At 72.1% G+C, this 26,418-nt stretch carries 15 protein-coding genes; 4 read left to right on the top strand and 11 right to left on the bottom strand.

The annotated features are described in order from the left end of the window. Positions 1-33: 33 nt before the first annotated feature. The 3 genes from IGS69_RS30810 to IGS69_RS30800 all read right to left on the bottom strand — a co-directional run bounded on the left by IGS69_RS30810 (position 34) and on the right by IGS69_RS30800 (position 2,236). Positions 34-642, bottom strand: coding sequence for an NADPH-dependent FMN reductase (locus IGS69_RS30810; RefSeq protein WP_190903735.1), 609 nt, complete (start codon positions 640-642; stop codon positions 34-36). Positions 643-655: 13 nt separating this feature from the next. Further along, entirely contained in the window at positions 656-1,501 is an 846-nt protein-coding gene (locus IGS69_RS30805; protein ID WP_190903734.1) for an aldo/keto reductase, read from the bottom strand. 354 nt (positions 1,502-1,855) lie between these two features. Continuing rightward, complete coding sequence (locus IGS69_RS30800; RefSeq protein WP_190903733.1) at positions 1,856-2,236, bottom strand: DUF2267 domain-containing protein; 381 nt, start codon at positions 2,234-2,236, stop codon at positions 1,856-1,858. 266 nt (positions 2,237-2,502) lie between these two features. Between IGS69_RS30800 and IGS69_RS30795 the strand changes: the two genes are divergently transcribed. Next, complete coding sequence (locus IGS69_RS30795; protein ID WP_190903732.1) at positions 2,503-3,927, top strand: NAD-dependent succinate-semialdehyde dehydrogenase; 1,425 nt, start codon at positions 2,503-2,505, stop codon at positions 3,925-3,927. A gap of 264 nt (positions 3,928-4,191) precedes the next feature. On the opposite strand, the gene IGS69_RS30790 is transcribed toward IGS69_RS30795, so the two are convergent. From IGS69_RS30790 to IGS69_RS30780, 3 genes are all read right to left on the bottom strand, one after another. Further along, complete coding sequence (locus tag IGS69_RS30790; protein ID WP_190903731.1) at positions 4,192-4,512, bottom strand: DUF2795 domain-containing protein; 321 nt, start codon at positions 4,510-4,512, stop codon at positions 4,192-4,194. 212 nt (positions 4,513-4,724) lie between these two features. Beyond that, positions 4,725-4,889, bottom strand: coding sequence for a hypothetical protein (locus IGS69_RS30785; RefSeq protein ID WP_167545802.1), 165 nt, complete (start codon positions 4,887-4,889; stop codon positions 4,725-4,727). A gap of 251 nt (positions 4,890-5,140) precedes the next feature. Further along, positions 5,141-5,803 carry an SDR family oxidoreductase gene (locus tag IGS69_RS30780; protein WP_190903730.1) on the bottom strand — a complete coding sequence of 221 codons (663 nt, stop codon included), beginning with the start codon at positions 5,801-5,803 and terminating at the stop codon, positions 5,141-5,143. A gap of 999 nt (positions 5,804-6,802) precedes the next feature. On the opposite strand from IGS69_RS30780, the gene IGS69_RS30775 reads away from it, so the two are divergent. Together IGS69_RS30775 and argB are read left to right on the top strand one after the other, a co-directional pair. Next, entirely contained in the window at positions 6,803-8,863 is a 2,061-nt protein-coding gene (locus tag IGS69_RS30775; protein WP_269783192.1) for a serine/threonine-protein kinase, read from the top strand. A 138-nt stretch (positions 8,864-9,001) separates the two neighbouring features. Further along, a complete protein-coding gene (gene argB / locus IGS69_RS30770) occupies positions 9,002-9,907 on the top strand; it encodes an acetylglutamate kinase (protein ID WP_190903728.1) in 906 nt (301 codons plus the stop codon). Here argB and IGS69_RS30765 read toward each other — a convergent pair. Genes IGS69_RS30765 through IGS69_RS30755 form a run of 3 tightly spaced genes read right to left on the bottom strand, consistent with a single transcriptional unit; the run spans position 9,894 to position 12,241 of the window. Next, positions 9,894-10,415, bottom strand: a complete 522-nt coding sequence (locus IGS69_RS30765; RefSeq protein ID WP_385864709.1) for a GNAT family N-acetyltransferase — start codon at positions 10,413-10,415, stop codon at positions 9,894-9,896. The two genes, argB and IGS69_RS30765, sit on opposite strands and share 14 nt — an antisense overlap. 30 nt (positions 10,416-10,445) lie before the next feature. Next, positions 10,446-12,020 (bottom strand): amidohydrolase, encoded by a 1,575-nt coding sequence (locus IGS69_RS30760; protein ID WP_190903727.1) that lies wholly within the window; start codon positions 12,018-12,020, stop codon positions 10,446-10,448. A gap of 8 nt (positions 12,021-12,028) precedes the next feature. Beyond that, the gene (locus IGS69_RS30755) at positions 12,029-12,241 is read right to left on the bottom strand and encodes an MbtH family protein (protein WP_190903726.1); all 213 of its coding nucleotides are present in this window, start codon (positions 12,239-12,241) and stop codon (positions 12,029-12,031) included. Between the two features lie 94 nt (positions 12,242-12,335). Here IGS69_RS30755 and IGS69_RS30750 point away from each other — a divergent pair, with 94 nt between their 5' ends. After that, complete coding sequence (locus IGS69_RS30750; protein WP_190903725.1) at positions 12,336-13,442, top strand: alpha/beta hydrolase-fold protein; 1,107 nt, start codon at positions 12,336-12,338, stop codon at positions 13,440-13,442. A gap of 381 nt (positions 13,443-13,823) precedes the next feature. Here IGS69_RS30750 and IGS69_RS30745 read toward each other — a convergent pair whose 3' ends face one another. Both IGS69_RS30745 and IGS69_RS30740 read right to left on the bottom strand, forming a co-directional pair. Beyond that, complete coding sequence (locus tag IGS69_RS30745; protein WP_190903724.1) at positions 13,824-15,524, bottom strand: ABC transporter ATP-binding protein; 1,701 nt, start codon at positions 15,522-15,524, stop codon at positions 13,824-13,826. Further along, positions 15,514-26,415, bottom strand: coding sequence for a non-ribosomal peptide synthetase (locus tag IGS69_RS30740; RefSeq protein WP_190903723.1), 10,902 nt, complete (start codon positions 26,413-26,415; stop codon positions 15,514-15,516). The genes IGS69_RS30745 and IGS69_RS30740 overlap by 11 nt, the downstream gene beginning before the upstream one ends. Positions 26,416-26,418: the final 3 nt, after the last annotated feature.

Below are 26,418 nucleotides of genomic sequence, written 5' to 3'. Positions count from 1 at the left end.
GGGCTCAGTCCCGGACGGCCCCGGTGCCCGGGCTCACTCCCGGACGGCCCCGGGCGCCCGCTCCTGCGCGTAGTCGCACGTGCCATCCGCCCGGAACTGCAGGGCCGCCCTGGTCACCTCCGCGCCGAGGCCGCGCAATTGGTCCGCGACCGCCTGGTCGGTCAGGCGTCCGTCGCCGTCGAAGATCCGGGAGGACCGCGGGACCGCGAACACCAGCGGCACGGCCCAGCCGCGCAGCGACCGCACGATGAACTCCATCGCGTTGATCGCCTGCAGGCCCTGCACTCCACCGGCGGTCGTCAGCATCCCCACGGGTTTGTTGCTGAGGTAGGGCGGGTCGTGGTCGGCGAGGAGGGCGAGCCAGTCCACCGCGTTCTTGAACGCGCCGCTGACCGACCCGTGGTACGTCGGGCTGCTCCACAGCAGGGCGTCGGCGGCCTGAACCGTGTCCGCGAGCTGGCGGGCGGACGCGGGGATCCCGTGCTCGGACGTGTAGAACGGAAGAGCCAGCCGCTTGAGGTCGATCACCACGGTGCCGGCGCCCGCGTCGGCCGCCCCCTCGACCGCCACAGACAGTGCGGTGAGGCTGGTCGACGGGGTGCGCAGCGAACCTCCCATTCCGACGACGAGTGGGCGCGTCATCCTGTCAACTCCTTCAGAGCATCTCCAGGGGCGTGGGACCGCTGGGCGGCGGGAACGCCTCGTCGAGGGCGTCGAGCGCCTCGGTGGGAAGGTGCAGGTCCACCGCGCCACGGTTCTCCCGGACGTGGTCGGGTGATCCGGAACGCGGGACCGCGGCCACCCCCTGTTCCAGCACCCAGGCGAGTGCCACCTGGGCCGGAGTCGCTCCGAGGGCCCGGGCCACGGCACCCAGTGCCTCGGCCTCCAGGATCCGCCCCTGCTCGATCGGGGAGTAGGCCATGACCGTCACCTCGGCCTCGCGGCACCAGGGGAGCAGGTCCCATTCGATGCCGCGCCGGGAGAGGTTGTACAGCACCTGGTCGACGGCCACGGCGTCGCCACCGGGGAGGGTGGTCAGCTCGGTCATGTCGGCCACGTCCAGATTGCTCACGCCCCAGTAACGGATCTTCCCCGCCTCCATCAGGTCGGCGAATCCCGCAAGGGTCTCCTCGAGTGGCCACCGTCCCCGCCAGTGCAGCAGGTACAGGTCCAGCTGTTCCGTACCGAGCCGCCGCAGGCTGCCCTCGCAGGCGGCGACGGTGCCCTTCCGGTCGGCGTGGCCGGGCAGCACCTTGCTGACGAGGAAGACCTCCTCCCGGCGTCCGCGCAGGGCCTCCCCGACGAGTTCCTCGGCTGCGCCGTCGCCGTACATCTCCGCCGTGTCGACGACCGTCATGCCCAGGTCCACGCCCAGCCGGAGCGCGGCGATCTCCTGTTCACGCCGGGCCGGGTCCTCGCCCAGGTACCAGGTGCCCTGCCCGAGCGCCGCGATCTCCTCACCGGAGGGGAGCGCAATCGTTCTGGCCGATTCCGCAGACATCTCGGGCCTCCCGTCCGCCGCGGATCCGTGTCACGCGCACCCGCACCGGGTGCCCAGGTCCGCGCCTCCCAGACGGCCGGGTCGCATGTGCTGGAGGGCGGCGGCCGGGCGGCCGGGGATGGCGAAGACGGAGACGGGGACGGGGACGGGGACGGAGGTGAAGGCGCCTGGCGGCCGCCAGGGGCGAATGTGCTGGGCTGTTGGGCCGCGGCGGGCAGAGCCAAGTCCCCGGTCTCCGGGGCGCACAGCACCAGCGCCGGGCGCGCTGCCATGGCGAGCGTGAAGATCGGCGTTCAGGCCGCTGGCGCCCTGACACGGGCGCCGTGACACGAGCGGCGTGTCGAAAGCCCGGGGTCACCCGGCGGATTCGACGGCCTGGGAGAAGTCCGTTCCGAGCTGCGACATCAGGTCATTGAACTCCTTCTCGCTGATCGCCTCGCGGAGCACGGCCAGTACGGTCCGCACACCCCGGTCGGCTTCCTCCTCCTTGAGCATGGTGCGTTCGGCCACGCGCTGCACGCTGTCGTGGTGGCCGAAGCGCTCGATGCGATCCGTGGTTCCCCGGCGCACCGCCTCCGCGAGGCCCTCGGGAAGCTCGGTGATCAGGTCCCTGGCCTCCCCCTGGCTCAGCCTGTGGGCCAGCGTCTCGAGCGTGGCCCAGGTCAGGTCCCTCGCCTCCTGCCGGCTCAGTCCGGTGCGTTCGGCGACGGTACGGACGAATTCCTGCTCATCCATGCGTCGTCCTCCTTCGCTGATGTGTTGCGACGAACGGCGCGGATCCCCTGCAAGCCTGCCACGCCGCCCCGGCCCGCGCCCGCGCACGGACGGCGGTGACGACGAGTACCCACACACAGCCTGACGCCCCCGTCCACCGTGGTGTTCAGGCCTCGCAGGCCAGGTTGAACTCGAGTGCCGCAGCTTGCCGTGGCATGGGACGAATCAGCACGTGTGAGCTGCTCCGGGCGTGGAAACCCGAGGTGCCCCGACTCCAGGGAGGCGTCATGGACGCCCATGTCACTGCCCAGGGAAGCCCCATCGCCACGGTCAACCCGTACACCGGTGAAAGAGTTCGGGAGTTCCCGGCGTTGAGCCCGGAGGACGTAGGGCGCGCGATCGACGCGGCGCACGGTAGCTTTCCGGACTGGCGTGCCCGATCGACCGCCGACCGGGGGGCCTTCGTGCAACGTGCCGGCCGGCTCATGAGGGAGCGCAAGGAGAAACTGGCGCGGCTGCTGACCCTTGAGGTCGGCAAGCTGATCGACTCGAGCCGTGCGGAGGTCGACCTCGCGTCCGACATCCTCACCTACTACGGCGAGCACGGCCCCGAGCTGCTGGAAGAACGCCCCCTGCCGGTGCCCGAGGGCACGGCCGTGCTGGTGAACGAGCCGCTCGGCGTCCTTCTCGGGGTGATGCCGTGGAACTTCCCGCTGTACCAGGTCGTCCGCTTCGCGGGTCCGAACCTCGTCCTCGGCAACACGATCCTGCTCAAGCACGCGAGTAGCTGTCCCCAGTCCGCACTGGCAATCGAGCAGCTGTTCACTGATGCGGGTCTGCCGACCGGCGTCTACACCAATCTTTTCGTGCGGGGCAGAGACGTCGGGAAGATCATCGATGACTCTCGAGTGCAAGGGGCGTCACTCACCGGGAGCGAGCGGGCGGGCATGAGCTTGGGCGAGATCGCCGGCCGCAATGTCAAGAAGTCCGTCCTCGAGCTGGGTGGCAGTGATCCCTTCGTCGTGCTGGACGATCACAACCTCGAGCGCACCGTGTACGCCGCGTTCCTCGGCCGGATGGGCAACACCGGGCAGTGCTGCGTGGCGGCCAAGCGCTTCATCGTCCTCGCCGACGTCTACGACGCCTTCGTCACCGGGCTGCGCGACCGGATGAGCGCGGTGCGACCGGGCGATCCGGCCGACCCCGCCACCACGCTCGGCCCGCTGTCGTCCGAGGCCGCCGCCGAACTGCTGATGGAGCAGGTTCGTGACGCGGTGGACAAGGGGGCGACGGTGGTGCTGGGCGGCGGGCGGCCGGACCTGCCGGGCGCCTTCGTCGAGCCGACCCTTCTCACCGACGTCACCCCGGACATGCGGGCCTACCGGGAAGAGCTCTTCGGCCCCGTCGCCACGGTCTACCGGGTCGCCGACGAGGACGAGGCCGTGGCACTGGCCAACACCTCCCCCTACGGCCTGGGCGGCGCGGTCTTCGCCGCCGACCCGGAACGTGCTCGCGGCGTCGCGGACCGGCTGGAGGCGGGCATGGTATGGATCAACCACCCGACCGCGTCCCGACCGGAGCTGCCCTTCGGCGGCATCAAGCGCTCCGGCTACGGACGCGAACTCGGCGACGTGGGCATCGTGGAATTCGCCAACCGCAAGCTCGTGCGCTACGTGGACGCCGACGCCCCGATCGCAGAAGTACTGGGCTGACTGCGGCGTTCGATCACCCAGCGGCGGGGCCCGATCGCGCGCTGGACCAGACGCCTTTGCGTGCAATCCGCGTTTTCCGTAGGTCGGCGGGGTCCTGAGCTCTGACCGCGTGCAGGCGCTGGGGCTTGAAGGAGTGGTCCCGGTGACCATGTAGGTCGCGGAGGAGGTCGCCCCGGCCGGGCCGCTCGGCTCCGGCGGCGACGCCGACCGCGCGGGGGCGGCACGCCCGCTGAGGGGCGCGACCGGCACCGGGCGGCCTGGCCGTCAGCTGTCCAGCTCCTCCTCGACCGGCGGTTTCGGCACCTCGCGCAGATGCTGGGACTGTCCCGGCCTGCCGCCCTCCCGGGCTTGCTCGGCTCGCTGTGCCGGGCTCAGCCCGAGGTCGGAGTCGGGATCCACGCGGACCGACCGGGCCACCTCCTCGCGGTTGGCGTACTGCTCGGGCGGGATGCCGCGCAGCGCCTTGACGACCTCCGGCGCGGCGCCAGACCGGCTCGCCGCTTCGATCAGCTCGTCCTTGCCGGCGGGGAAGTCGACATCCTTGATGGCCTTCACCACGTCCCGGGCGCTCGTACTTTGAGTCATGGCCCCTTCTCCCTCATCGGATCCGGAATCCTGGGCCACCCGGGTAACCGGCAGGGGCCGCTCACTCACCTCCTCCACCCGCCGAATTCCCCCGGTTTGCCGGGTCTGGGGCCGCGAGGACCCTGCCCGGCGGGAGGTGATCGTCGCCCCCGAACCCGGGAGCAACAAGGACGGCACCGAGGGGGCGAGGGCCCGCAAGCGAGCGGAGCGCGCTAGGCGTCGTCGCCCCGCTCGCCTTCGGCCTGGGATGGCTCGCTCCGGGGGACGTCCGGGTGCCGTTCCGTTGCGGTGCGCTCGCCCGTCTCGTCCCGCTCGCCCTCGGCCTGCGAGGGTGTGCGCGAGTACCAGGCGTCATAATCAGGGGCTCCGGATTTCATGACGGGCCTCCTTCGTCGCTCACGTCCATACTCCCAGCTTGTCCCGGGCCTCCGCGAGGTGTCCCTTCTCCGACATCGCCTCGACGTGCCCGAAGGCGTAGCCGATCGACTGGCGCTCGCAGGGTGTACCGCTGGGCGCACCGCGATGCCCCTCAGCTTGCGGAACGCCGTGTCGGCGTCGCTGCACTGCGTGTCTTGCAGCGCCCGGGTGTGAGTCGTCACCCGCACCCGGGCGAAGGCGGAGTGCGGCGTCAGCCGCCGGCCACGGCGCGTACCGCCTCCTCGACCGGGGTGGTCCCGCTGATCAGTTCGAGGATGCGTCCGGCGGTCCTGGGCTCGTGGAGCAGGGCGGCGAGCACCGCGGCCACGTCGTCGCGCGGCACTTGGCCGCGGCCGGTGTGCTCGGCGAGCGTGACGCGGCCGCTACCGGGGTCGTCGGTCAGCGTCCCCGGGCGCAGAATCGTCCAGTCCAGTCCCGGACGGGAGGCGATGTCGGCGTCCGCCTCGCCCTTGGCCTTCAGGTAGGCGGCGAACACCGGGTCGGTGCCGGGCGGCGGCGGGCTGTCCGCGCCCATCGAGGAGATCACCAGGAAGCGGCGCACCCCGGCGCGCTCGGCCGCGTCGGCGAGGAGGATGGCCGCGTTCCGGTCCACCGTCTGCTTGCGGGCCACGCCGCTGCCCGGTCCGGCGCCCGCGGCGAACAGTGCCGCGTCGGCGCCGCCGAGGTGGCCGGCCACCTCGTCCACCGAGGCGTGCTCCAGGTCGCACACCACCGGTTCCGCACCGTCCGCGCGCAGGTCGTCGGCGTGGTCCGGGTTGCGGATCAGCCCTGTGACGTTGTCGCCGCGCGCCGAGAGCAGCCGGGTCAGCCGGCGCGCGATCTTTCCGTGTCCACCCGCGATCACAATGTGCATGGGGTCATTCTTGCCACACGCGACCGCTCCCGCCGGGCTGCGGGACCGCCACGGCAGGTCGGGTCCCGCGGTTGCCGCAAAGTCGGCGTACTTGTGCGCTGCGCCGGTGCGCGAGACCGCCCCGGCAACCGGGTTGCGCCGCAGGTGCTCGGGGATCCGCGATCGCGCTTCTGTCGCCAGGAGCGCGCGAGCCGGGCCGCGAGAGAGGGCGCGGTGGCGCTGCGGCACGGCACGCCGGAGGCCGTCTTTCACCGAGCGTCTCCAGAAGCGCTTCCGCTTCTACACCTGGGACGAGCAGGCCGGCGAGGTCCGGCGGCGGAGCGAGACCCAGGTACGGCGGGCCCGCTGACCGTGGCGGAGCGCGAGGAACTGGTGCAACTGCGCGGGAAGATCCGGGAAATGGAAGAGACTCTCGAAGTGCTGGGGAAAGAGTCTGCCGTCTCCGCGAACCGCAGGACGAAGTAGCCGGCGCGGAAGCCCGGGAGGTCGGGCGGGCGCCCTGGCTCCCGGGGCAGGAGAGCCTTCAAACCGGCCGCCCCCGGGGGCAAAGCCGCATAGGCTCGCGTCGCACAAGGTCGACGGCCGGGGAGGGGACCGCGATGCGACGGGGCAGTGTCGAGGACGAGTGGGCGCTGGGCGCCATGACCGGGATGGTGCGGGGCCGGGTACCCCGGGGGACGGATGGCGTGCCGCAGCGGCGGCCCGGTGCCGGACCGAACCTGCGATCGTCGACGAACTGAAGGACTGGGCACCGCAGTTCGCCGGTCTGCGGCACTTTAGGACCGGCCACCTCAGCTTTCTGACCGGCCACATCAGGTTTCTGACCGGCCACATCAGCCTTCTGACCGGCCACATCAGGTTTCGGGCGGTCACATCAGCTCTCTGACCGGCCACATGAGCTTTTCGACCGGCCGCATCGGCTTTCCGAGCGGCCACATCAGCCGGGGCTCGTCGCGCGGCGGTCGTGAGTAACTCCCCCGTCCACCCGGCGTCCGGCGGATGCGATCGACACCTCGGTCTGCCCGTTCATCCCACTGTTCCAAGGAAGTGTTCGTGAGCGAAATCGGCTCCGGAAGAGTTCGGCCGGCTCGTCCGGGCGACCCATCCCGTATTGGCCCCTACCGCATCATCGGCCGTCTCGGCGCGGGCGGCATGGGCACCGTTCATGCCGGTGTCGCCTCCGACGGAATGCGCGTCGCGGTCAAGGTGATTCACCCCGAGCAGGCCCAGGATCCGGAGTTCAGGGCCCGTTTCCGGCGTGAGGTGGAGCTGTCGTCCCGTGTCACCGGACCGCATGTGGTTCCGCTGCTGGCCGCCGATCCGGACGCAGAGACCCCGTGGCTGGCCACCGCATACGTGCCCGGGCCTACCCTGACCCAGCACGTGCTCGCGCAGGGGCCTCTCACGGAGGGGAGCGCGTACGCGTTCGCGGCCGCCACCGCACAGGCGCTGGCCGCCATTCACGCCGTGGGGGTGGTGCACCGCGACGTGAAGCCGCAGAACGTCCTGCTCACGCCCGCCGGCCCCCGGGTGCTGGACTTCGGTATCGCGCACGCCGCCGACGGAACCAGTGTCACCCGGACGGGGGTCATGACCGGCACCCCCGGCTGGATCAGCCCCGAGCAGTACCGTCAGGGCAGCGCGGGTCCGGCGGGTGACGTGTTCGCGTGGGGCGCGCTCGTGGCCTATGCGGCCACCGGACGGCTGCCGTTCGGGGCCGGTGCGCCGGATGTGGTCGCCTTCCGTGTGATGTCGGGCGAGGCCGACCTGGACGGCGTCCCCGTCCTCCTGCGCGGGATCGTGGAGAAGGCGCTGGCCCAGGAGCCGGGTGACCGCCCGTCGGCCGCCGAGGCCGCCCAGGAGTGTGCGGTGCTCCTGGCGTCTCAGGTCACTCAGGCGGCGGGGGCCGCGTCACCGGCGACGGCGGCGGACATGATCACGGCCGCCTGGGAGGTGCCGACCCCGGAGGACTCCGCCTGGCAGCTGCCGTCGGACAGCCGCCGTTCCCGGAAGCGGCTGGTGGCGGCCGTTGCCCTCGCGGCAGGCGTCGTCGGCGGCCTGGCCGGAGGAGTGGCGGCGCTGCTGCCCGGCGACACCGGGGGTGACCGTCACACACCCCTGTCCGCGTCCTCGGCGTCATCGCCGGTCTCCGGCGGATCCGGGCATGCTTCGGCGAGCACCGCGCAGGGGGACGAGAAGGCGGAGCGGCAGGCCGCGGGCGGCGGCGCGGCGAGTGCGGCGAGCTGGGACCGGGCACGAGCCGCCCGAGGCGCGGGGGAGCACGAGGTGGCGCGCGCGGTCCTGCACGACCAGGGCGTCGAGGCGCAGGAGCTCGGTGAGGGCGCCGACTTCACTCCGGGGACCGTACGGTTCCACACGTCGCGCCGGGAGGTCTACTTCTCGTACCGGCTGGCCTCCGACGAGCAGGGGACGCTGTACGCGGAGACGCGGATCGCCAGGTCGTTGTGCCTGACGCTGCGGGACGTCGTCCTCCGGCTGCACCCTGACCTGCCGTACCGCACGTATGTCATGGTGAAGGAGGAGCAGGGCCGGGAGCCCCGGGTGACCTGGCAGGACGACTTCGTGACCGACACCGGCTGCCGGTCGGCCGCCGACGACGGCACAGGGCAGGGCGAGGGCGGTGCGCAGGACTGGCATCCCGACGAGGAGGGTCTGGGGCAGGCGATGATCCCCAGTACCGACGGCGCGGAGATCCGGGTCGCGGACGCCACCGCCCGAAGGATCATCACGGGTACCAACGGGATGCGCCGGACACTCGGTACCGACCGGGTGCTCGGCAACGCGCACATCAAAGTGGGCTTCGACCCCGACGACTCGGTGATGTACGTCTGGTCGGATTACTTGCAGTGGAACCAGGAGCAGGTCGAGTCCTGGGCGGATCTGGCCGCCGGCGAGGCGTGCCGGGCGCTGGTGAGCGAACGGGAGAGTGCGGGGAGCGCCTGGCCGTACTCTCGCTACGCCGTGGCGGAGATCGGCGGGTCCGGCTATCTGATGATCCGTTGGGGTACTGCCACCACGCGGGCTGACTGCCCGGCCTGAGCGGGCGTCAGCGGCAGTTTTCCTGGCCCTCCTCTGACTCCTGCGCTTCGACCGGGGGCCTTGGTAAGGTTAGCCTTGGCTAATCGACTTCGCGCGTGATCTGCGGCACGACTTCGCCCGGCGCCGTCCCGCCCCGCCATGAAACGGAGTGTCAGCGTGACCGTGACAGCCGCCCGTGACGGGGATCCGCTCGCGGGGACACGTCCCTGGCCCGAGGATCTGCGGGGCAGCGTGGTCGTCGTCAAGTTCGGCGGCAACGCCATGGTGGACCCCGGGCTTCAACTGACCTTCGCCCAGGACGTGGTGGAGTTGTGGCACGCGGGCCTGCGCCCGGTCGTCGTGCACGGCGGCGGGCCGCAGATCAGCGCGATGCTGGACCGGCTCGGCCTGGAGACCCGCTTCGAGGCGGGGCTGAGAGTGACCACGCCCGAGACCATGGACGTGGTGCGCATGGTGCTGACGGGCCGCGTGCAGCGGGAACTGGTCGGTCACATCAACGTCCACGGTCCCTTCGCGGTGGGTCTGACCGGGGAGGACGCGCACACGATGACGGCCGTGCGGCGGCCGGCCCGGGTGGACGGCAGGGCGGTGGACATCGGCCTCGTCGGTGACGTCGTGGACGTCAATCCGGCCATCGTGCGCGCCCTGTTGGAGCAGGACCACATCCCCGTCGTCTCCCCCGTGGCACGTGGCGCGGACGGGCAGGTCTACAACGTGAACGCCGATCTCGCGGCGGCCGCCCTCGCCGTAGCGCTCGATGCCGAGCGGCTGGTGGTGCTCACCGACGTCGAGGGGCTGTATGCGGACTGGCCGCGCAGCACCGAGGTCATCGGGCATCTGACGGCCCGGGAGCTGGACGGGCTGCTGCCGGGGCTGGCGAGCGGGATGCTGCCGAAGATGGAGGGCTGTCTGCGGGCCGTGCGCGGCGGGGTACGCAAGGCACATGTGGTGGACGGGCGCGTGCCGCACGCGGTGCTGCGCAGTGTGCTGGCCGGGACCAGCCCCGGCACCACCGTGGTGCCCGACGCCGTCACCATGTCCTGACCAGGACGCGTGCCCCGCGCCGCGGGTCCAGGGACTCCGCCCAGGGCCGTGGCGCACGGTGCGCGGTCGTGGGCGTGAAGCCGTGGCGGAGGAAGAGCACGGCGCCTCCGGTGGTCGCCGTGAAGAGGGCGTCGAGCGACTGGGCGCGTGCGGTGGCGAGCGCCGCGCGTAACAGCCGGGCGCCCGCTCCGCTCCCCTGCCGGTGCGCGGCCACGCAGAAGTTGTAGACGACGCCCGCGCGTTCGCGGCCCTCCCCCGGGTCCGCGGGGTAGGCGCGCAGGCCCACGCAGCCGTCGAAAGCCCCGTCGGGGGCCTGGAGCACCAGGAAGTCGGCCGCGTGGGCGGCGTAGAGGGAGACGGGGCGTGCGCGCAGTGCCCCCGAGTGCGCGAACGGCCGAGACAGGGCCGCGAGGGCGGCGGCCTCCTCCGGGCGGGCGGTACGCACGGTGGGCGTCGGTGCGGCAAGGGCGTGCGGGGACACGGCGGGGCGCGGCGGGGCCGTGGTCAAGGGGTTCCTTCCTCGGTTCCGGACCGGGGGTCAGGCGCGCGGGCGGCTCGGGAGTCCGCCCACGTACGTCTCCACGACCTCGATGTCTCCGATGCGCGAGGTGTCGACGCTCCGGGGGTCGTCGGCGAGGACGACCAGGTCGGCGTGTTTGCCCGGGGTGAGGGAGCCCAGGCGGTCCTCCCAGTGGCAGGCGCGGGCAGCGGCGACGGTGTACGCGTGCAGGGCCTGGTCGACGGTGACGGCCTCGTCCGGGCCGATGAGCTGGCCGGAGATGGAGGCGCGTTCGGCCATGAACTGGACGGCGCGCAGGGGCGATCCGTCGGCGACGGGCCGGTCCGAGCTGCCCACCAGGGGGATGCCGTGGTCCAGGAAGGCCCGGCCCCGGTACATCCAGGGAGCCCGTTCCCCGCCCATGACCGAGGCGTAGTCGTCGCCGTAGTAGCGCAGGAAGTTCGGCTGGACGACCGCGCTGACGCCGAGCCGGGCCATGCGCGGGAGCTGGTCGGGGCGGATCAGCCCTGCGTGTTCGATGCGGTGGCGTGCCTCGGGGCGGGTCCGGATCCGCTGGGCGCGCTCGATGGCGTCCAGGGCGAGGTCGGCCGCGCGGTCGCCGATGGCGTGCACGGCGAGCTGCCAGCCGGCGAGGTGGCCGTCCACGATGAGGTCCGTGAGCACGTCCGGGTCGTCCTGCAACTGCCCGGCGTGGTCGAGCCCTTCGTACGGGCTGGTCAGTGCGGCCGTCCGGGCCATCATGCCGCCGTCGGTGTACACCTTCAGCGCGCCCACACAGAGCCGGTCGTCGCCGAAGCCGGTGCGCAAGCCGAGGTCGAGGGCGCGCGGGATGCCGTCGGCCTTGTGTGCGGTGACCGGGCGCAGCCGGTCCGCGGACACCATGAGCTGCACCCGCAGCGGCAACAGGCCTTTGTCGCGGGCGAGTTGGTAGGCGCCGAGTTCGACGGGGCTGTGGCCGAAGAGGGTGCCGCCGATGCCGGCTTCGGCGCAGGCGGTGACGCCCTCGGTCAGACAGGTGCGGGCCGCGCGGCCGATCGCCTCGGCCAGGTCCTCCTGGGCGTGCGGAAGGCGCAGGGCGCGGGCGGCGCCCATGGCCTGCTCGGCGAGGAAGCCGTTCTCGTGCGGGATGCCGGCGGGGAGCAGGTCCAGGACGGCGGTGTTGACGACGCAGCCGTGCCCGGAGTCGTGCAGCAGGTAGAGCTTGCGTCCGTCGCTGACCCGGTCGAGTTCGGCGGCGGTCAGATGGCGGCCGAGGGCCCGCTGGTCGTAGCCGGCGATGCTCACCCAGTCGCCGGGGGCCCGGGTGCGGGCGACCGCCTCGGCCACGACCGCGAGCACGTCGTCGATGCGCGTGCGGCCCGCGATGCTCGGGGTGTTCTGCTTGAACCCCGTCCAGGCTAGGTGGACATGGGCGTCGATGAACCCCGGGAGCACCGTGGCGCCCTGGAGGTCGATGACCTCCTTGGCGGGCAGGGAGGTCACGGCCTCGTCGAGGCCCGCGATCCGGCCCTGCCAGATGCCGAGGTCATGAGCGACCGGGTGGTCCGGATCCATGGTGAGGAAACGGGCGTTGGTCAGCCTGGTGCACAGCATCGGCGGTGTCAGGCGTCCTGGGACGCTGCGAGGGACCGGGGGCGCAGGTCCGTCCAGTGGGTCTCGACGTACTCCAGGCATGCCTCGCGGGTGTTCTCGGCGAAGGCGATCGTCCATCCCCCGGGGACCTCGGCGAAGGACGGCCAGAGGGAGTGCTGGCCCTCGTCGTTCACCAGGACGAGGAACCGGCCTTCGGTGTCGTCGAAGGGGTTGGTGCTCATGCGTCGTGCCTCCTCGAAGGGGTCAAGATTAGGTTAGGCTCGCCTAATTGACGGAGCTTAGCCTTTGCCCCTTCCCTCTCACAAGGAGACGCTCATGCGTGTGACCGCGGCCGGCAGTCGGGACGCGTTCGCCGGGTTCGGGCTGCCGGGCGCGCCCGGCAGTTCCGCGTTCTGGGCCGCTGTGGGGGCGCCCTCGTCGGTGCCCGCCGAGGGCGGCGGTTGGGTGACCCTGTTCCTGTGGCGCGGGTCGTCGCCGGTGACCGTCGAGTTCGAGAGCTGGTCGGAGCCGGTCGCCCTGCGCCGCTGGCAGGACAGCGACTGCTGGTATGCCGAGGTGCGCATGCCCGAACGGCTGCGGGTGACGTACCGGTTCGTGATGGGGGACGTCTTCCATGCCGACCCGTTCAACCCGGCCGGGGCGGGCGGCGAACGGTCCATCGCCGCGACCCCGGACGCCCCGGAGCAGCCGCACTGGCCCGTCCTCGGGGCGGACGCGGTGCTGCCCCTGCCGCGGACGCGGATCCGCTGGGCCAGTGAGCGGCTGGGCGGGCGGCGGACCGTGCGGGTTCATCCGGCGGGGGGCGGTGGGCCGGTGGTACTGCTGCTCGACGGCGACGACTGGCTCCATCTGCATCCGGCCGTGACCGCGTTCGACTCGGCGGTGGCGGCGGGTGAGGTGCCGCCGGTCACGCTGGTCTTCCTGCCCGCCAAGGACCGGGCCGCCGAGTTCACCTGCCGGCCCGAGCTGTGGGAGACGGTGCGGGACGAACTGCTGCCGCTGGTGGCGGAGTCGGGCGTGCCCGCCGATCCGGAGCGGCTGGTGGTGGCCGGGCAGAGTCTCGGGGGGCTGAGTGCGGTGTACGCGGCGCTGGAGTTTCCCGAGCTGGTGACGCGGGTGGCGTGTCAGTCGGGGTCGTTCTGGTGGACTCCGGGTGCCCTGCGGGCGGCTGATCCGTTGGGGGGTTCGGTGGGGGGTGTGATCGCCGAGCGGCTGCGGGCGGGGATGGATCTGTCGGGGCTTCGGGTCGCGTTCGATGTCGGGGAGCATGAGGACCGGATGCTGGCCCACTGTGAGGTGACCGAGGGGCTGGTGGAGCGGGCCGGGGCGACCGTGCGGGTGTCGCGGTCGGCGTCGGGGCATGACCGGGCGGGGTGGCGTCATGCGTTGCTCAGGGATGTGGGCTGGGCGCTCCGCGCGTAGCGCCGTTGTCGGGTGCGGGGGCGTGGGGGCTGGTCGCGCAGTTCCCCGCGCCCCTTTCGCGTGCAGCGCCGTTGTCGGGTGCGGGTGCGTGGGGAGTGATCGCGCCGTTCCCCGCGCCCCCTTCCGGTGATCGCGCCGTTCCCCGCGCCCCTTTCCCGTCCAGCACCGTTGTCGAGTGCCGGTGCGTGGGGGCTGGTCGCGCAGTTCCCCGCGCCCCTTTCGCGTCCAGCACCGTTGTCGAGTGCGGGTGCGTGGGGGTTGATCGCGCAGTTCCCCGCGCCCCTTTCGCGTGCAGCACCGTTGTCGGGTGCGGGTGCGTGGGGGTTGATCGCGCAGTTCCCCGCGCCCCTCACAGCGTGTACCCCTGGCCCCCTTGAAGCGTTACCGTGCGACCGCCTGGCAGTAGGCCTCGTCACTCGTCAGCAGGTTGCGGTGGGTGTCCTCTGCTGTGATCGTGCCGTCGTCGAGGACGAGGACCCGGTCTGCCGCGTCCAGGAAGGCCGGGCTGCTGGTGATCACGATCGTCGTGCGGCCCCGGCGCAGCTTCGCCACGTTGCGGGCGACGAGTTGTTCTGTGACCGCGTCCACCGCCGTCGTCGGGTCGTGCAGGACGAGGACGTCGGTGTCGGCGGCCAGGGCGCGTGCCAGGGAGAGGCGTTGGCGCTGGCCTCCGGAGAGGTTGGCGCCCCGGTCGCGGACGCCGTAGTCCAGGCCCTCGCGGTGCAGGGCCACGACGTCGGTCAGCATGGAGGCCTCGACCGCCTCGGGCACCGTGCGGCTGGTGCCCGACGGGTCGATGTTCGTGCGGAGGGTGCCCGCGAAGATCTCCCCGTCGTACGGGTTGACCAGCAGGTGCTCGCGGACCGCCTCGACGGAGAGGTCCGCCAGGTCCTTGCCGCCGATCCGTACCGTGCCCTCGTACGCGGCGGGCGGGACGCGCACGGCCAGGACGGCGGCGAGGTCGGCCGCCGCGCGGGGCTGGTAGGGGGCGATGGCGACGAACTCCCCCGCCTTCACCTGGAACTTCAGATACGTCAGCGTGCCGTGGCGGACGCCGTCGATCTCCAGGTCGCCGCCCTCGGAGGGGCGTTCGGAGCCCGGGGTCATGACCGGCGGGGCCGACAGCACCAGGGCCATCCGCTCGGCCGAGGCCCGCGCGATCATCACGTACTTGGGCATCTCGGAGAACAGCTTGAGCGGTTCCATGATGAACTGCGCCAGTCCCACGGCCATGACGAGTTCACCGATGGTGATCCGGCCCTCGAACGCCAGCCAGCCCGCCGTCAGGGTCACGGCGCCGGCGAGGACCGCGTTGAGGGCCAGGGCGGTACCCGCGTAGGCGCCGTTCACCTTGGCGACGGTGATCGACTGGCGCTTCGCCTCCGTGCTGACCTCCCGGTAGGACCGGAACGCGGCGTGGTTGCCGCCGAAGCCGTGCAGCGGACGCAGGCCGGTGATCAGGTCGGCGACCTTCGCACCCGCCCGCGCCACCCGGGCCTGTTGCTCCTGGGTGCTGCTGCCGATCCGCTTGGACATCACGCTGAGGACCGACAGGATCGCGACGGTGCCCACGATCACCAGCAGCCCGAGCCGGATGTCCGCAAGGCCCAGGGCGACCGCCGCGACCAGCACCGCGACCAGCGAGCTGACGAGCAGCGGCACCACCTCGATGATGTCGGCGGTCTGGTCGGCGTCCTCGGTGGCGATGGTCAGCACCTCGCCGGACTTGAGGTCGACGTCCCGGGCCACGGGCTGCAGCCCGCACGCCGCGACCTTCACCCGCCAGCGGTGTGCCTCGGTCGTGTTGGCCTTCTGCAGGATGCGCATGCCGAACCGCCACGACAGCGACACCGTCGTGATGATCACGGCCAGGGCGGCGATCGACACGGCGAGCGCCTGGAGGCTGCGGCCGTCCCGCATCGTGTGCTCGACGATCAGGCCGAGCGCGATGGGGAAGGCCGTCTCGCCGGCCTGGTAGAGGCCCATGAGGAGGGTGCCCCAGGCCATGGCGCCGACGTTGCGGCGCAGGGCCGTCCGGAGGATCGCGGCCCCGTGGCGGGGCCGCTGGGTGTCAGTTGTCATCGAGGTGGCGGGCAATCGCTTCCGGGGTTCGCAGGGTGAACAGATCGCGGATGGTGATCACGGGACCGTACTCGCGGCGGAGCAGCCCGACCAGCCGCACCGCCAGCATGGAGTGTCCCCCCAGGGCCACGAAGTCGCCCACCGCGCTCACCTCGTCGTCGTCGAGATCCAGTGCCTCGGCGAAGTACTCGCACACCACGGTCTCGGTCTCGGTCTGCGGGCCCCGCTCCCCCGCCGTGGTCAGCGCGCCCAGTGGCTTGGCCTCGGGCAGCGCCTTGGTGTCAGCCTTCCCGTTCACCGTCAGCGGGATGCTGTCGACCTGGGCGTAGTGCGTGGGCCGCAGGAAGTCCGGCAGTCCGGCGCCCACGTCGGCGGCGACGCTCGCCAGCTCCGCCCCGTCCAGGACCAGGTAGGCGGCCAGCCGGTGGGCACCGTCGACCTGCGGGTCGGGCTGGGCGACCGCCGCGACGAACCGGACCGCCGGGTGCGCGGCGAACATCGCCTCGACCTCGCCGAGTTCGACCCGGTGGCCGCGGATCTTGACTTGCTGGTCGGTGCGGCCCAGGTACATCAGGTTGCCGTCCGGGCGGCGAACCACGAGGTCGCCGGTGCGGTACATGCGCTCGCCGGGCTCGCCGAACGGGCAGGCGACGAAGCGGTGGGCCGTCTGGGCGGGCTGCCCTAGGTAGCCGCGCGCGATGCCGATGCCCGCCACGTACAGCTCGCCGGGCACACCGTCCGGCAGCGGCCGCAGCCACGGATCCAGGACGTACACGTCGGTGTTGTCGATGGCGACGCCCACCACCGGGTCCTCGCACTCGAAGGTGCCGACGCCCAGGGTGTTGATGGTGTACTCGGTGGGCCCGTACAGGTTGTAGCCGACCGTGCCCTCGGTCTCGGCGAGCCGCTGCCACAGCGTCGGTGTGACGGCCTCGCCGCCGAGCAGCACCAGCGCCGGCCGGTGTGCCGGGTCGTCGAGCAGGCCCTCGGCGACCAGCTGCTGGGCGTAGGTCGGAGTCACGTTGACGACGTCGATCCCGTGCTCCAGGCAGTAGGCGACCAGCCGGGGCGCGTCCCGCCGCAACTCCTCGTCGCAGATGTGCACTTCATGCCCGTCGGCGAGCCACAGCAGCTCCTCCCACGACATGTCGAACGCGAACGACACGGTGTGCGCGATCCGGAAGATCCGGTGGCCGTGCTCGGCCAGCACCGGCTCGAAGATCCGGCGCTGATGGTTGATCAGCATGTTGGTGAGACCGGCGTACTCGGTCACCACGCCCTTGGGCTTCCCGGTGGAGCCGGAGGTGTAGATGGTGTACGCGGGGTGGCGCAGCCGGTCCGCGTCGTCCGGCGCGAACGTCACAAACGGCTCGGCGTCGGGGAGCGGCCGGTCCAGTTCGATCAGGTCGCCGCTCAGCCGGGGCGAGACCGCGCTCACGGTGAGGATCACGTCCGGGCGGGCGTCGTCGACGATGGCCGCGATCCGCTCGTCCGGGTGGTCGAGCTCCAGCGGCACGTACGCGGCGCCGACCCGCAGGACGGCGAACAGCGCCGCGATCCAGTCCAGGGAGCGCGGGATCGCGAGTCCCACGGTCGTCTCCGGTCCGATGCCGCGCGCGGCGAGCACGCCCGCCACGGCCCGGCTGCGGTCGCGGAGTTCGGCGAACGTCATCGTCGAGCCGTGGGCGACGAGTGCCACCCGCCGCGGGTCGCGGTCCGCCGCCCGGTCGAACCGGTCGACGACGGTGTCCCTGCCGACGTCGGTGCGTGCGGCCGGCTCCGGCACCCGGCCCGGACCTCGCAGCGCGCCGACCGGTCCGGTGGCACGGGCCAGGTCGTCGAGCACGCTCAGGTAGTCGTCGAGGAGGCGGCGGGCGTTGCCGGTGTCGCCGTCGCGGTACTCCAGTTTGACCGTGAGCCGGTCCCCGGGCGTGACGACCCAGGTGAACGGATAGTGGGTGGAGTCGTCGGCCTTCACCGAGGTGATGCCGTGCCGGGTGTTCATCTCGGCGAACGCGTCCATGTCCAGGAAGTTCTGGAGGACGAACAGGTTGTCGAACAGGGTGTCGTGCCCGCTGGCCCGCTGGATCTCGCCGAGCCCGAGGTGTTCGTGCTCCATAGCGTCGACCCGGGCGGACTGGACGGCCGACAGGTAGGCGCCGACCGGGTCGTCGGGCCGGGCGCGGGTCCACATCGGCACGGTGTTGAGCAGCACGCCGACGATGCCGGAGCGCCCCTCGCCGTCCCGGCCGGAGACGGTCACGCCGAACACGGCGTCGGCGCGGCCGGTGTGCGCGCCGAGCAGCAGGCCGAACGCGCCGGTCAGCACCGAGTTCAGGGTGACGCCATGCACCCGGGCCGTCTCGCGCACCAGCGCGGACTGCTCGGCGGACAGGGTGTGCACGAGCGCGCTCGGCAGGTCGTCGGAGAAGGACGGCGCCGGTCCTGCCAGCAGTGTCGGGCCGGGGAGGGCGGCCAGGTGGTCCGCCCAGAAGCGCTCCGACGGCGCCGGGTCCCTGGCGTCGAGGGCCCGGGCGTACTCCTCGAAGCTCGGTGTGGCGGGCGTCGGATCGAGCGGCTCGCCGGCGAGGACGGCACGGTAGGCGTCGAAGAGGTCCCGCAGGACGATCTCCCGCGACCAGCCGTCCCACAGCAGCAGGTGGTAGCTGAGCAGCAGGCCGTCCCGGTCGCCGGGCAGATGCACGACGGTCAGCCGGATCAGCGGCGGCTCCCCCGGATCGAAGCCCGTGTCCCGGTCCCGGGCGCGCAGGGCGTCGACCTCCGCGTCCGTCGACAGGGCGACCGTACGGACGTCGACCCGTCGCCCGGCCCTGAGGACCTGGACAGGGTTCCCGTCCTCGTCGGTGCCGAAGCCGGCGCCGACGACCGGGTGCCGTGCGATCACATGGGCCATCGCCTCGGCCAGCGCGCCGGTGTCCAGACGCCGGTCGAAGGTGAACCAGTTCTGTGCGACGTAGTGGCCGGCCGTGCCCGCCAGCTGGGCCTGGAAGAACAGGCCGCGCTGGAGCGGAGTGACCGGTGCGGTGCGCTCGGCCGTCGTCGCGGCGTCCGCCAGGTGCTTCAGCGCACCGCGCCAGTGCTCGGTGATCGCGTCGGGAACGCCCTCGGCGAGGACGAACTCGGCGAGCAGACTGCCGGTGGCCTCGTCGGTCCACGCGTTGACCTCGACGGCGTACGGGCTGCCCTGGTCGCCGCCGGTGAGCTGCAGTGCCTGTGATTCGCTGCCCCGGCCGAGGTAGTTGAACAGCACCTGCGGGCGGGCGGTGAGCAGCGGGGCGGTCTGCGGGTTGAGGTACCTGAGCCGGCCGTAGGCGACGTGTCCGCGCTCGTCCGGCTGGCGCTCGGCGACCTCGCGGGCCGCCGCGACGGGGTCGGTGTGCGCGGTGAGCCGTACGGGCGCGATGGCGGTGAACCAGCCGACGGTACGGGTGTAGTCGTGCTGTTCGAGGACGGGGACCCGGCCGTGCCGCTCCAGGTCGATCGCGAGGTCGCCGGGCGACGGCTGGATGTGGGTCAGCGCGGTGCGCAGGACGCCGCACAGCAGCTCGGTGAGGCCGACGCCGAGTGCGGCGGGGGCGGTGCGGGTGACGCCGTCGCTCACGTCCGGGTCGAGCACCACCGTCGTCCTGTGCAACGCTCCTGTGTACGGCAGCAGTTCGGGAGCCTGGAGGGTGGTGATCCAGTGGCCGAGGTCGTCGAGGTCCTGGGTCGCCCGGAGCGTCAGGGCTTCGGCGTATTCGGCGTACGAGGTGGTCGGCGGAGCGAGGGGCTCGCCGCGCAGGGCTGTGGCGAGGTCGTCGAGCAGGATCAGCCAGGAGACCGCGTCGACGGCGAGGTGGTGCACGGTGACGACGAGCGTGCTGCTCGACTCCAGCCACGCGAACGCGATCACTTCGCCCGACTCGGGGTCGAGTTGTCGGGCAGCCTCGTTGGCGACGGCTGTCGCGTCGGTGGTGTCCGGGCGTACGACGGTGATGTCGCGGGCGGGTTCGGTGCGGAGGGTCCATACGCCGTGCTCGGTACGGAGCTTGAGTCGCAGGGCCGGGTGGGCGGCGACCAGGGCGTTCGCGGCGCGTACGGCGTCGGCGTGTCCCGTGCCTTCGAGGGCCTGGAGTGTCCTGGCCTGGGCGAAGCCGGTGAGGGAGCCCCCGAGTTCACGTTGGCGGAGGATGATCGGGGTGGGGGGCAGTGGGCCGTCTTCCCGGTGGGTGGTCTCGGGAGCGGCCTGGAGTGTGCTTGTTCCCAGGTGTTCGGCCAGGGCGCGTGGCGTCTTGAGCAGGAAGACGTCCCGGGGGGCTATGGGCAGGCCCTGTGCCCGGGCCCTGTTCACGACCGTGATGGCGATGATGCTGTCGCCTCCGGCGCGGAAGAAGTCGGTGTCGGCGGTTACGTCTGAACCGGGCAGTGTCTGAGTGAAGATCTCCACCAGCGTGGCGAGTGCTGAGTGTTCGTCTGCGGGTGCGTTGTGGCTTGTCGCGCAGTTCCCCGCGCCCCTTAGAGGGCGTTTCGCCAAGGCCTTTCGATCCAGCTTGCCGTTGATCGTCAGCGGCAGGGCCTCGAGCGTGAGGACCTGGCCCGGAACCATATGGACAGGCAGCCTGGAGGACAGACGGGCCCTCAGGTCAGACGGTACGTCGCCCACCACATGTGCGACCAGATGGTCGCCCGTGTCCGCCACCGTCACCGCCACGTCCGTCACGCCGTCGAGGGCCCTGATCGCGGACTCCACCTCACCCAACTCAATGCGGAAGCCCTTGAGTTGGACCTGGTCGTCGGCACGGCCGGTGAAGACCAGTTCGCCGTCGAGGGTGCGGATCGCGAGGTCGCCCGTGTGGTACATGCGGGAGCCGTCGGCCGTGAACGGGTTCGCGACGAAGCGGCCCGCGGTGAGTCCGGGCCGGCCCAGATAGCCGAGGGACACCTGGTCGCCGGCGACGTAGATGGCGCCCTCGCGGCCCGGCGGCACCGGGCGGAGCCGGTCGTCGAGCAGGTAGGTGACCAGGCCGGGGATCGGGCCGCCGATGGGGCTGACGTCGTCGGCGGGGCCGAAGTCGGCGTCGGTCAGGACCCGGTGGGTGACGTGGACGGTGGTCTCGGTGATGCCGTACATGTTGACCAGCTCGGGTGCGGCCGTGCCGTGCCGTTCGACCCAGCCGCGCAGCCGTCCGAGGTCCAGTGCCTCGCCGCCGAAGATGATCCGGCGCAGTGCGGGCAGCGGTTCGCCGGCGAGCCGGTCGGCCTCGATGAACTGGTAGAAGGCGGACGGGGTCTGGTTGAGCACGGTGACGCCGCGCTCGCGGACCAGCCGGTGGAAGTCGACCGGGGAGCGCGTCAGCCCGTACTCGGGGACCAGCAACTCGCCGCCGTGCGCCAGCGCTCCCCACAGCTCCCAGACGGCGAAGTCGAAGGAGAAGGAGTGGAATTGGACCCAGACGTCCCGTGGGCCGAAGCCCATGTCCGGCCGGGTGTTCGCGAGCAGCGCCACCACGCTGGAGTGCGGGACGACGACGCCCTTGGGGCGGCCTGTGGATCCGGAGGTGTAGATCACGTAGGCGGGGGTGTGCCAGTCGGGCTCGGGGGCGGGTTCCGTGCGGGCGGCCGGGGGCTCTTCGCCCTGGACCAGCACCCGGGCCGGCACCCCCGCCCGGGCCAGCAGGTCCGTGAAGCGGTCGCGCTGGTCCCGGTCCACGAGGACGACCTGCGGGGCCGCGTCGGCGAGGATGTACTCCAGCCGCTCGTCGGGGTACGCCAGGTCGAGGGGGACGTACGCGCCGCCCGCGCCGACGATCGCGACGAGGGCGACGACCTGCTCCAGGGAGCGGGGGACGGCGACGGCGACCCGCTTGCCCGGGCCGACTCCCGCCGCGCGCAGGGCGGAGGCCAGGTCGTTCTTGGCGTCGGACAGTTCGCCGTAGGTCAGGGAGCGGGTGGCGCCGTCGAGGCCGCACTGGGTGACGGCGGTGGCCGCCGGGTCGCGGCGGGCCGCGGTGTCGAACAGTGCGCCCAGGGTGGTCGGGGTGATCGGGGCGGGGCGTCGTTCGGCTCCCGCCGCCAGCTCGTCGACCGGGGTGTCCGGGTGCGCGAGCAGGCCGGTCAGGGTCCGGCTGAAGGTGTGCAGGATCGAGCGGGCGGTCGTCTCGCGCAGGAGTTCACCGTCGTAGATGAGGTTGAAGCGCGGGCGGCCGTCGGGGGCGCGCTCGACCACGAGGGTCAGCGGGTAGTGCGGGGCGCCCTCGTTGACGAGGTCGGTGATGGTCAGCGTGTCGCCGGGGGTCCGCAGCGCGGTCAGGTCGGTGGCCACGTCGAACACGACCAGCGTGTCGAAGAGTGACCCGGCGCCGGCCTGGCGGCCGATGCGCGCCAGGGAGACATGCTGGTGCGGCAGGACGGTGCTCTGGTGGTCGCGCACCGAGGTGAGCAGGTCGGCGGCGGTGGTCTCCGGAGCCCAACGGGCGCGTACGGGAATGGTGTTGATGAAGAGGCCCACCATGTCGCCGATGCCGGGCACCTCGGCGTCGCGGCCGGAGACCGTGGAGCCGAAGACCACGTCCCGGCCCTGGAGGAGGCCGCCGAGGGTGACGGCCCAGGCGCTGTGCACGGCGACGCTCAGCGGGACTCCGGCCTCGCGGACGGCGGTGTCGATGTCCTCCCCGGGTGCCATGGAAGTGTCGGCGAACCGGTCGGAGGGGGTGTGTCCCTCGGCGATCAGCGACGGGCCGGGCAGTCCGGCGAGTTCCTCGCGCCAGACGAGGTCGCTCTCGTCGGCGTCGCGTCCGGCGAGCCAGTGCACATAGTCGGCGAAGCCACCGACCGGGTGGACCGTGCCCGGCGCGTGGTACTCGGCCAGCAGGGCGCGGAGCATCGGCGGCACGGACCAGCCGTCGGCGATGATGTGGTGCACGGTCTGCACCAGGACGTACCGGCCGGAGCCGGAGCGGATGAGCGTGTACCGCATGAGGGGGCCGGTGGCCAGGTCGAAACCGGCGCGGCGGTCCCGCTCGGCGAGGTCGCGTATCTCCTCGTCGGTGAAGCCGGGGCGGTCCAGCGTGGTGAAGGGGGCTTCGACGCCGCTCTGGAGGACGGAGACCACGCGGCCGTCGGCCAGGGCCGTGAAGCGGGCGGCCAGGTTCGGGAAGAGGGCGAGCAGGCGGGTGGCCGCCGCGGCGAGCCGGTCGGCGTCCACCTCTCCGTCCAGGGTGAGCAGTTGCTGCTCGACGTAGGCGCCCGCGGAGTCGTCGTCGAAGACCGAGTGGAAGTAGAGGCCTTCCTGGAGCGGGGTCAGAGGCAGGACGTCCCGCAGCGCCGGGCCGTCCAGGGCGTCGACGTCGGCCTGGGTGAGCGGTATGAGGGGGAAGTCGCTGGGTGAGTGGCCGCCCTGGTCGAGCGCGGCGAGTCCGGTCAGGGCCGTGCGGAAGTAGTCGCCGAGTGCCGTGATGTCGGCGTCGGTGAACAGGCCGTCGGGCCAGGAGACGGTGGTGACGAGTTCATAGGCGCCCGAGGCGTCGGGTTCGGCGATCGCGTTGAACTCCAGGGCGCGCGGCAGGCGCATCCGGGGGTCGCGCTTCTCACCCAGCTGGCCGGTGGTGCCCGCGAGTTGCCAGTCGCCGGGGGCGCCGGCGGCGAAACGGCCGAGGTAGTTGAAGAGCACCTGGGGTGCGGGGGCGTCGAATTCGCTGTGGGTGAGGTAGCGCAGGGCGCCGTAGGAGACGCCGTTGTCGGGGACCCGGGCGAGGTCCTCCTTGACGGCCTTGAGGGCGGCGGTCAGATACTCGGGGGTGGTGAAGTCGGTTGCCGTGCCGGGGTCGACGGTCACGGGGAAGAGCGTGGTGAACCAGCCCACGGTCCGGGACAGTTCGGGCTCGAAGCCGGCGGAGCCCGCGACGAACTGTCCTTCGCGGCCATGGCCTTCGAGTTCGATGTGGGCGAAGGTCTGGTCCTGGCCGAGGTCGCGGCGGTGCCGGGCGAGGGCGACGGCGAGTGCGGTGAGCAGGACGTCGTTGACGCCGGCGTGGAACTTCGCGGGGATCTCGTTCAGCAGGGCGGCCGTGACGTCGGGGCCGACCGTGAAGGTGCGCAGGCGTTCGTTCGCGACGGTGTCGGTCGCGGCGAGGGCGCGGCGGGCCAGCGGCCGGTCCTCGCCGGGCAGCGGTCGCCGGTAGGCGGAGCTGTCGGCGTCGAACGCGGCGCGTTCCAGCAGCTGGGTCCAGCGCCGGAACGACGTGCCCACCGGCGGGAGTTCGACGGGACGGCCCGTGCTGAACTGCCGCCAGGCGGTGGCCAGGTCCTCCATCAGGACGCGCCAGGAGACGCCGTCGACGATCACATGGTGGGCGACGAGGACGAGCTGGCGTGCCTCGGGGCGCCAGACGGCGCGGAGCATCACGCCGCCCGTGGGGTCCAGTGTGTCGGTGGCGAGGGCGACGCAGTCGTCGATCGGCCGGTCGCTGAGCTGCCAGCAGGGCTCGGCCCGGTCCGCGTCGGGGATGTCGAAGCTCCAGCGGCTGCCGCGCACCAGCTTGGCGCGGAGCATGTCGTGCCGGGTGACGAGGGCGGTGAGGATCGCGTCGAGGCCGTCGGCGGTCAGGTCAGCGGGGGTGTTCAGGACGACCGACTGGACGAAACCGTCGACGGCGTCCGTGGTCTCGCCGAGCCACTGCACGATGGGTGAGCCCACGACGGTGCCGGTGGCGACATCGGCGTGGTCGACGGTGGAGACGTCCTCGCGGCTCGCGACCGCGGCCAGTGCGCCCACCGTGCCGTGGGTGAAGATCTGCCGTGCCGTGACGTGCAGGCCCCGCTCGCGCAGCGCGCTCAGCAGGGAGATCGCGAGGATGCTGTCGCCGCCGAGCTGGAAGAAGTCCTGGTCGACACCCACCTCTTCGAGGCGCAGCACCTCCGCGACGGCGGCGCACACCGCGCGCTCGTCGTCAGTCGCGGGGTGGACGAGCGGGCCGGCCTGGCTCGTGGGCTCGGGCAGCGCGTTGCGGTCGAGCTTGCCGTTTGCGGTGAGCGGGAACTCCTCCATGACGACGATGTGGGCGGGCACCATGTACTCGACCATGTGCGCGCCGGCCCACGCCTTGACCTCGTCGGCCCGCAGACCGGCACGGCCGGCGGGTATGACGTAGCCGATCAGGTAGGTGCCGCCCGCCGCGTTCTTCTTCGCGACGACGCAGGTGTGCCGGACCCCAGGGTGTTCGGCGAGGCCGGCCTCGACGTCCTCGATCTCCAGCCGCATGCCGCGGATCTTGATCTGGTTGTCGGCGCGGCCGAGGAAGTCCAGTGATCCATCGGGGGCGAAGCGGGCGAGGTCGCCGGTGCGGTAGAGGCGGGAGCCGTCGTTCGCGAAGGGGTTGGCGACGAAGCGGGAGGCGGTCAGGCCCGGTGCGCCCACGTAGCCGCGGCCCAGGAGGAAGCCGCCGACGTAGAGTTCGCCGCCGACGCCGACCGGGACCGGGCGCAGTTCGTCGTCCAGGACGTAGAGCTGGGTGTTGGGGTTGGCCTTGCCGATGGACGTCGACAGGCGTTCCGCGGCGCCCCGGTAGATGACGTGCGAGACGCCGATGGTCGTCTCGGCGGGGCCGTAGCCGTGGTACAGGGGGATGTTGTCGAGCTTGGTGCGGAACCGCTCGTACAGCTCGGGGGTGAGCACCTCCCCGCCGCACCACACGTGCCGCAGGCTGTCCAGGCGGCCGGAGTCGCCGGCCATCTCCAGCAGCACGTCCAGCATGGACGACACCAGGTACGTGAAGGTGACGCGCTGTTCGGCGATGACGCTCAGCAGGTGGTGGGGGTCGCGTTCGCCGCCGGGCCGCAGGACGACGAGCCGGCCGCCGCAGACCAGCGGCAGGAAGATCTCGTTGATGGAGATGTCGAAGGACAGGGGCGCCTTGAACAGCGAGGCGTCGTCGTGGCCGAAGCCGAGGATCTCGTTCACCTGCCAGAACAGGCGTTCGCTGATCGCCTCGTGGCGGATCATCGCGCCCTTGGGCCGCCCGGTCGAACCGGACGTGAAGATCACGTAGGCCAGCGCGTCGCCGAGGGCGGTGACGCCGGTCCCGTCCGTCGGGTACGCGTCGTACCGCCAGTCGCCGAAGTCGACGGCCACGGCGTCCGGTTCGGCCGGGTCGTGCTCGCCCGAGGCGTTCAGCTGGACGACGACCCGGGCGTCCTCGATGACGACGGCGCGGCGCGCGGCGGGCCACTGCGGATCGAGCGGTACGAAGGCGCACCCGGCCTGGAGCACGGCGAGCAGCCCGACGACCATGTCGGCGGAGCGGCTCAGGGAGATGCCGACGACCTGTTCGGAGCCGAGCCCGCGCGTGAGCAAGTGGTGCGCCAACTGGCTGGAGAAGTCCGCGACTTGGCGGTAGGTGAGTGACCGGTGCTCGTCGACGACGGCCACGGCGTCCGGTCGGGCACTCGCCTGCGCGCGGAACATCTCCACGATGGTGGGGCGGTCCCGGTCGGCCCGGTTGTCGTTCCACTCGGCCAGGGTCCGCAGCCTCGCCGCCACACTGGAGGGGCCGACGGTGCCGAGCGGCCGGTCCGGGAAGTCGGCCAGGTCGTCCAGCGCGAGCTGCGCGTCCTCGGGTGGGACGCCGTCGGGGACGGTGATGCCGCGGCCGTCCGGGGAGATCTCCCAACCGGTGGGCGCCGCACCGCCGTTGTCGACCCAGCCGAGGACGTCGGCGAAGAGCGTGCCGGGGGTGAGGTCGATGCCCTCGGGGCTGCGGCCCGTCGCCCAGTACGACAGGCCGATGGCGCAGGCCTCGGTGATGGTCCTGTCCGGGTAGTCGCCGATCCGCCGGCGCACATCGGCCAGGCGCGTGGGAGAAAGCAGTGCGAGACGAGCGCGCGGTTCCATCATCGA

Origin of the sequence: Streptomyces tuirus (assembly GCF_014701095.1) — a bacterium.
GTDB lineage: Bacteria > Actinomycetota > Actinomycetes > Streptomycetales > Streptomycetaceae > Streptomyces > Streptomyces tuirus.
Note: the sequence above shows the minus strand (reverse complement) of the source record. Positions and strands in the feature narration are given on the sequence as shown.

What these genes read in the sequence shown, in the direction of transcription:
- IGS69_RS30810 (WP_190903735.1), bottom strand. Translation starts at nt 642, where the DNA reads ATGACGCGCCCACTCGTCGTCGGAATGGGAGGTTCGCTGCGCACCCCG.
- IGS69_RS30805 (WP_190903734.1), bottom strand. Translation starts at nt 1,501, where the DNA reads ATGTCTGCGGAATCGGCCAGAACGATTGCGCTCCCCTCCGGTGAGGAG.
- IGS69_RS30800 (WP_190903733.1), bottom strand. Translation starts at nt 2,236, where the DNA reads ATGGATGAGCAGGAATTCGTCCGTACCGTCGCCGAACGCACCGGACTG.
- IGS69_RS30795 (WP_190903732.1), top strand. Translation starts at nt 2,503, where the DNA reads ATGGACGCCCATGTCACTGCCCAGGGAAGCCCCATCGCCACGGTCAAC.
- IGS69_RS30790 (WP_190903731.1), bottom strand. Translation starts at nt 4,512, where the DNA reads ATGACTCAAAGTACGAGCGCCCGGGACGTGGTGAAGGCCATCAAGGAT.
- IGS69_RS30785 (WP_167545802.1), bottom strand. Translation starts at nt 4,889, where the DNA reads ATGAAATCCGGAGCCCCTGATTATGACGCCTGGTACTCGCGCACACCC.
- IGS69_RS30780 (WP_190903730.1), bottom strand. Translation starts at nt 5,803, where the DNA reads ATGCACATTGTGATCGCGGGTGGACACGGAAAGATCGCGCGCCGGCTG.
- IGS69_RS30775 (WP_269783192.1), top strand. Translation starts at nt 6,803, where the DNA reads ATGCGATCGACACCTCGGTCTGCCCGTTCATCCCACTGTTCCAAGGAA.
- argB (WP_190903728.1), top strand. Translation starts at nt 9,002, where the DNA reads ATGAAACGGAGTGTCAGCGTGACCGTGACAGCCGCCCGTGACGGGGAT.
- IGS69_RS30760 (WP_190903727.1), bottom strand. Translation starts at nt 12,020, where the DNA reads ATGCTGTGCACCAGGCTGACCAACGCCCGTTTCCTCACCATGGATCCG.
- IGS69_RS30755 (WP_190903726.1), bottom strand. Translation starts at nt 12,241, where the DNA reads ATGAGCACCAACCCCTTCGACGACACCGAAGGCCGGTTCCTCGTCCTG.
- IGS69_RS30750 (WP_190903725.1), top strand. Translation starts at nt 12,336, where the DNA reads ATGCGTGTGACCGCGGCCGGCAGTCGGGACGCGTTCGCCGGGTTCGGG.
- IGS69_RS30745 (WP_190903724.1), bottom strand. Translation starts at nt 15,524, where the DNA reads ATGACAACTGACACCCAGCGGCCCCGCCACGGGGCCGCGATCCTCCGG.
- IGS69_RS30740 (WP_190903723.1), bottom strand. Translation starts at nt 26,415, where the DNA reads ATGATGGAACCGCGCGCTCGTCTCGCACTGCTTTCTCCCACGCGCCTG.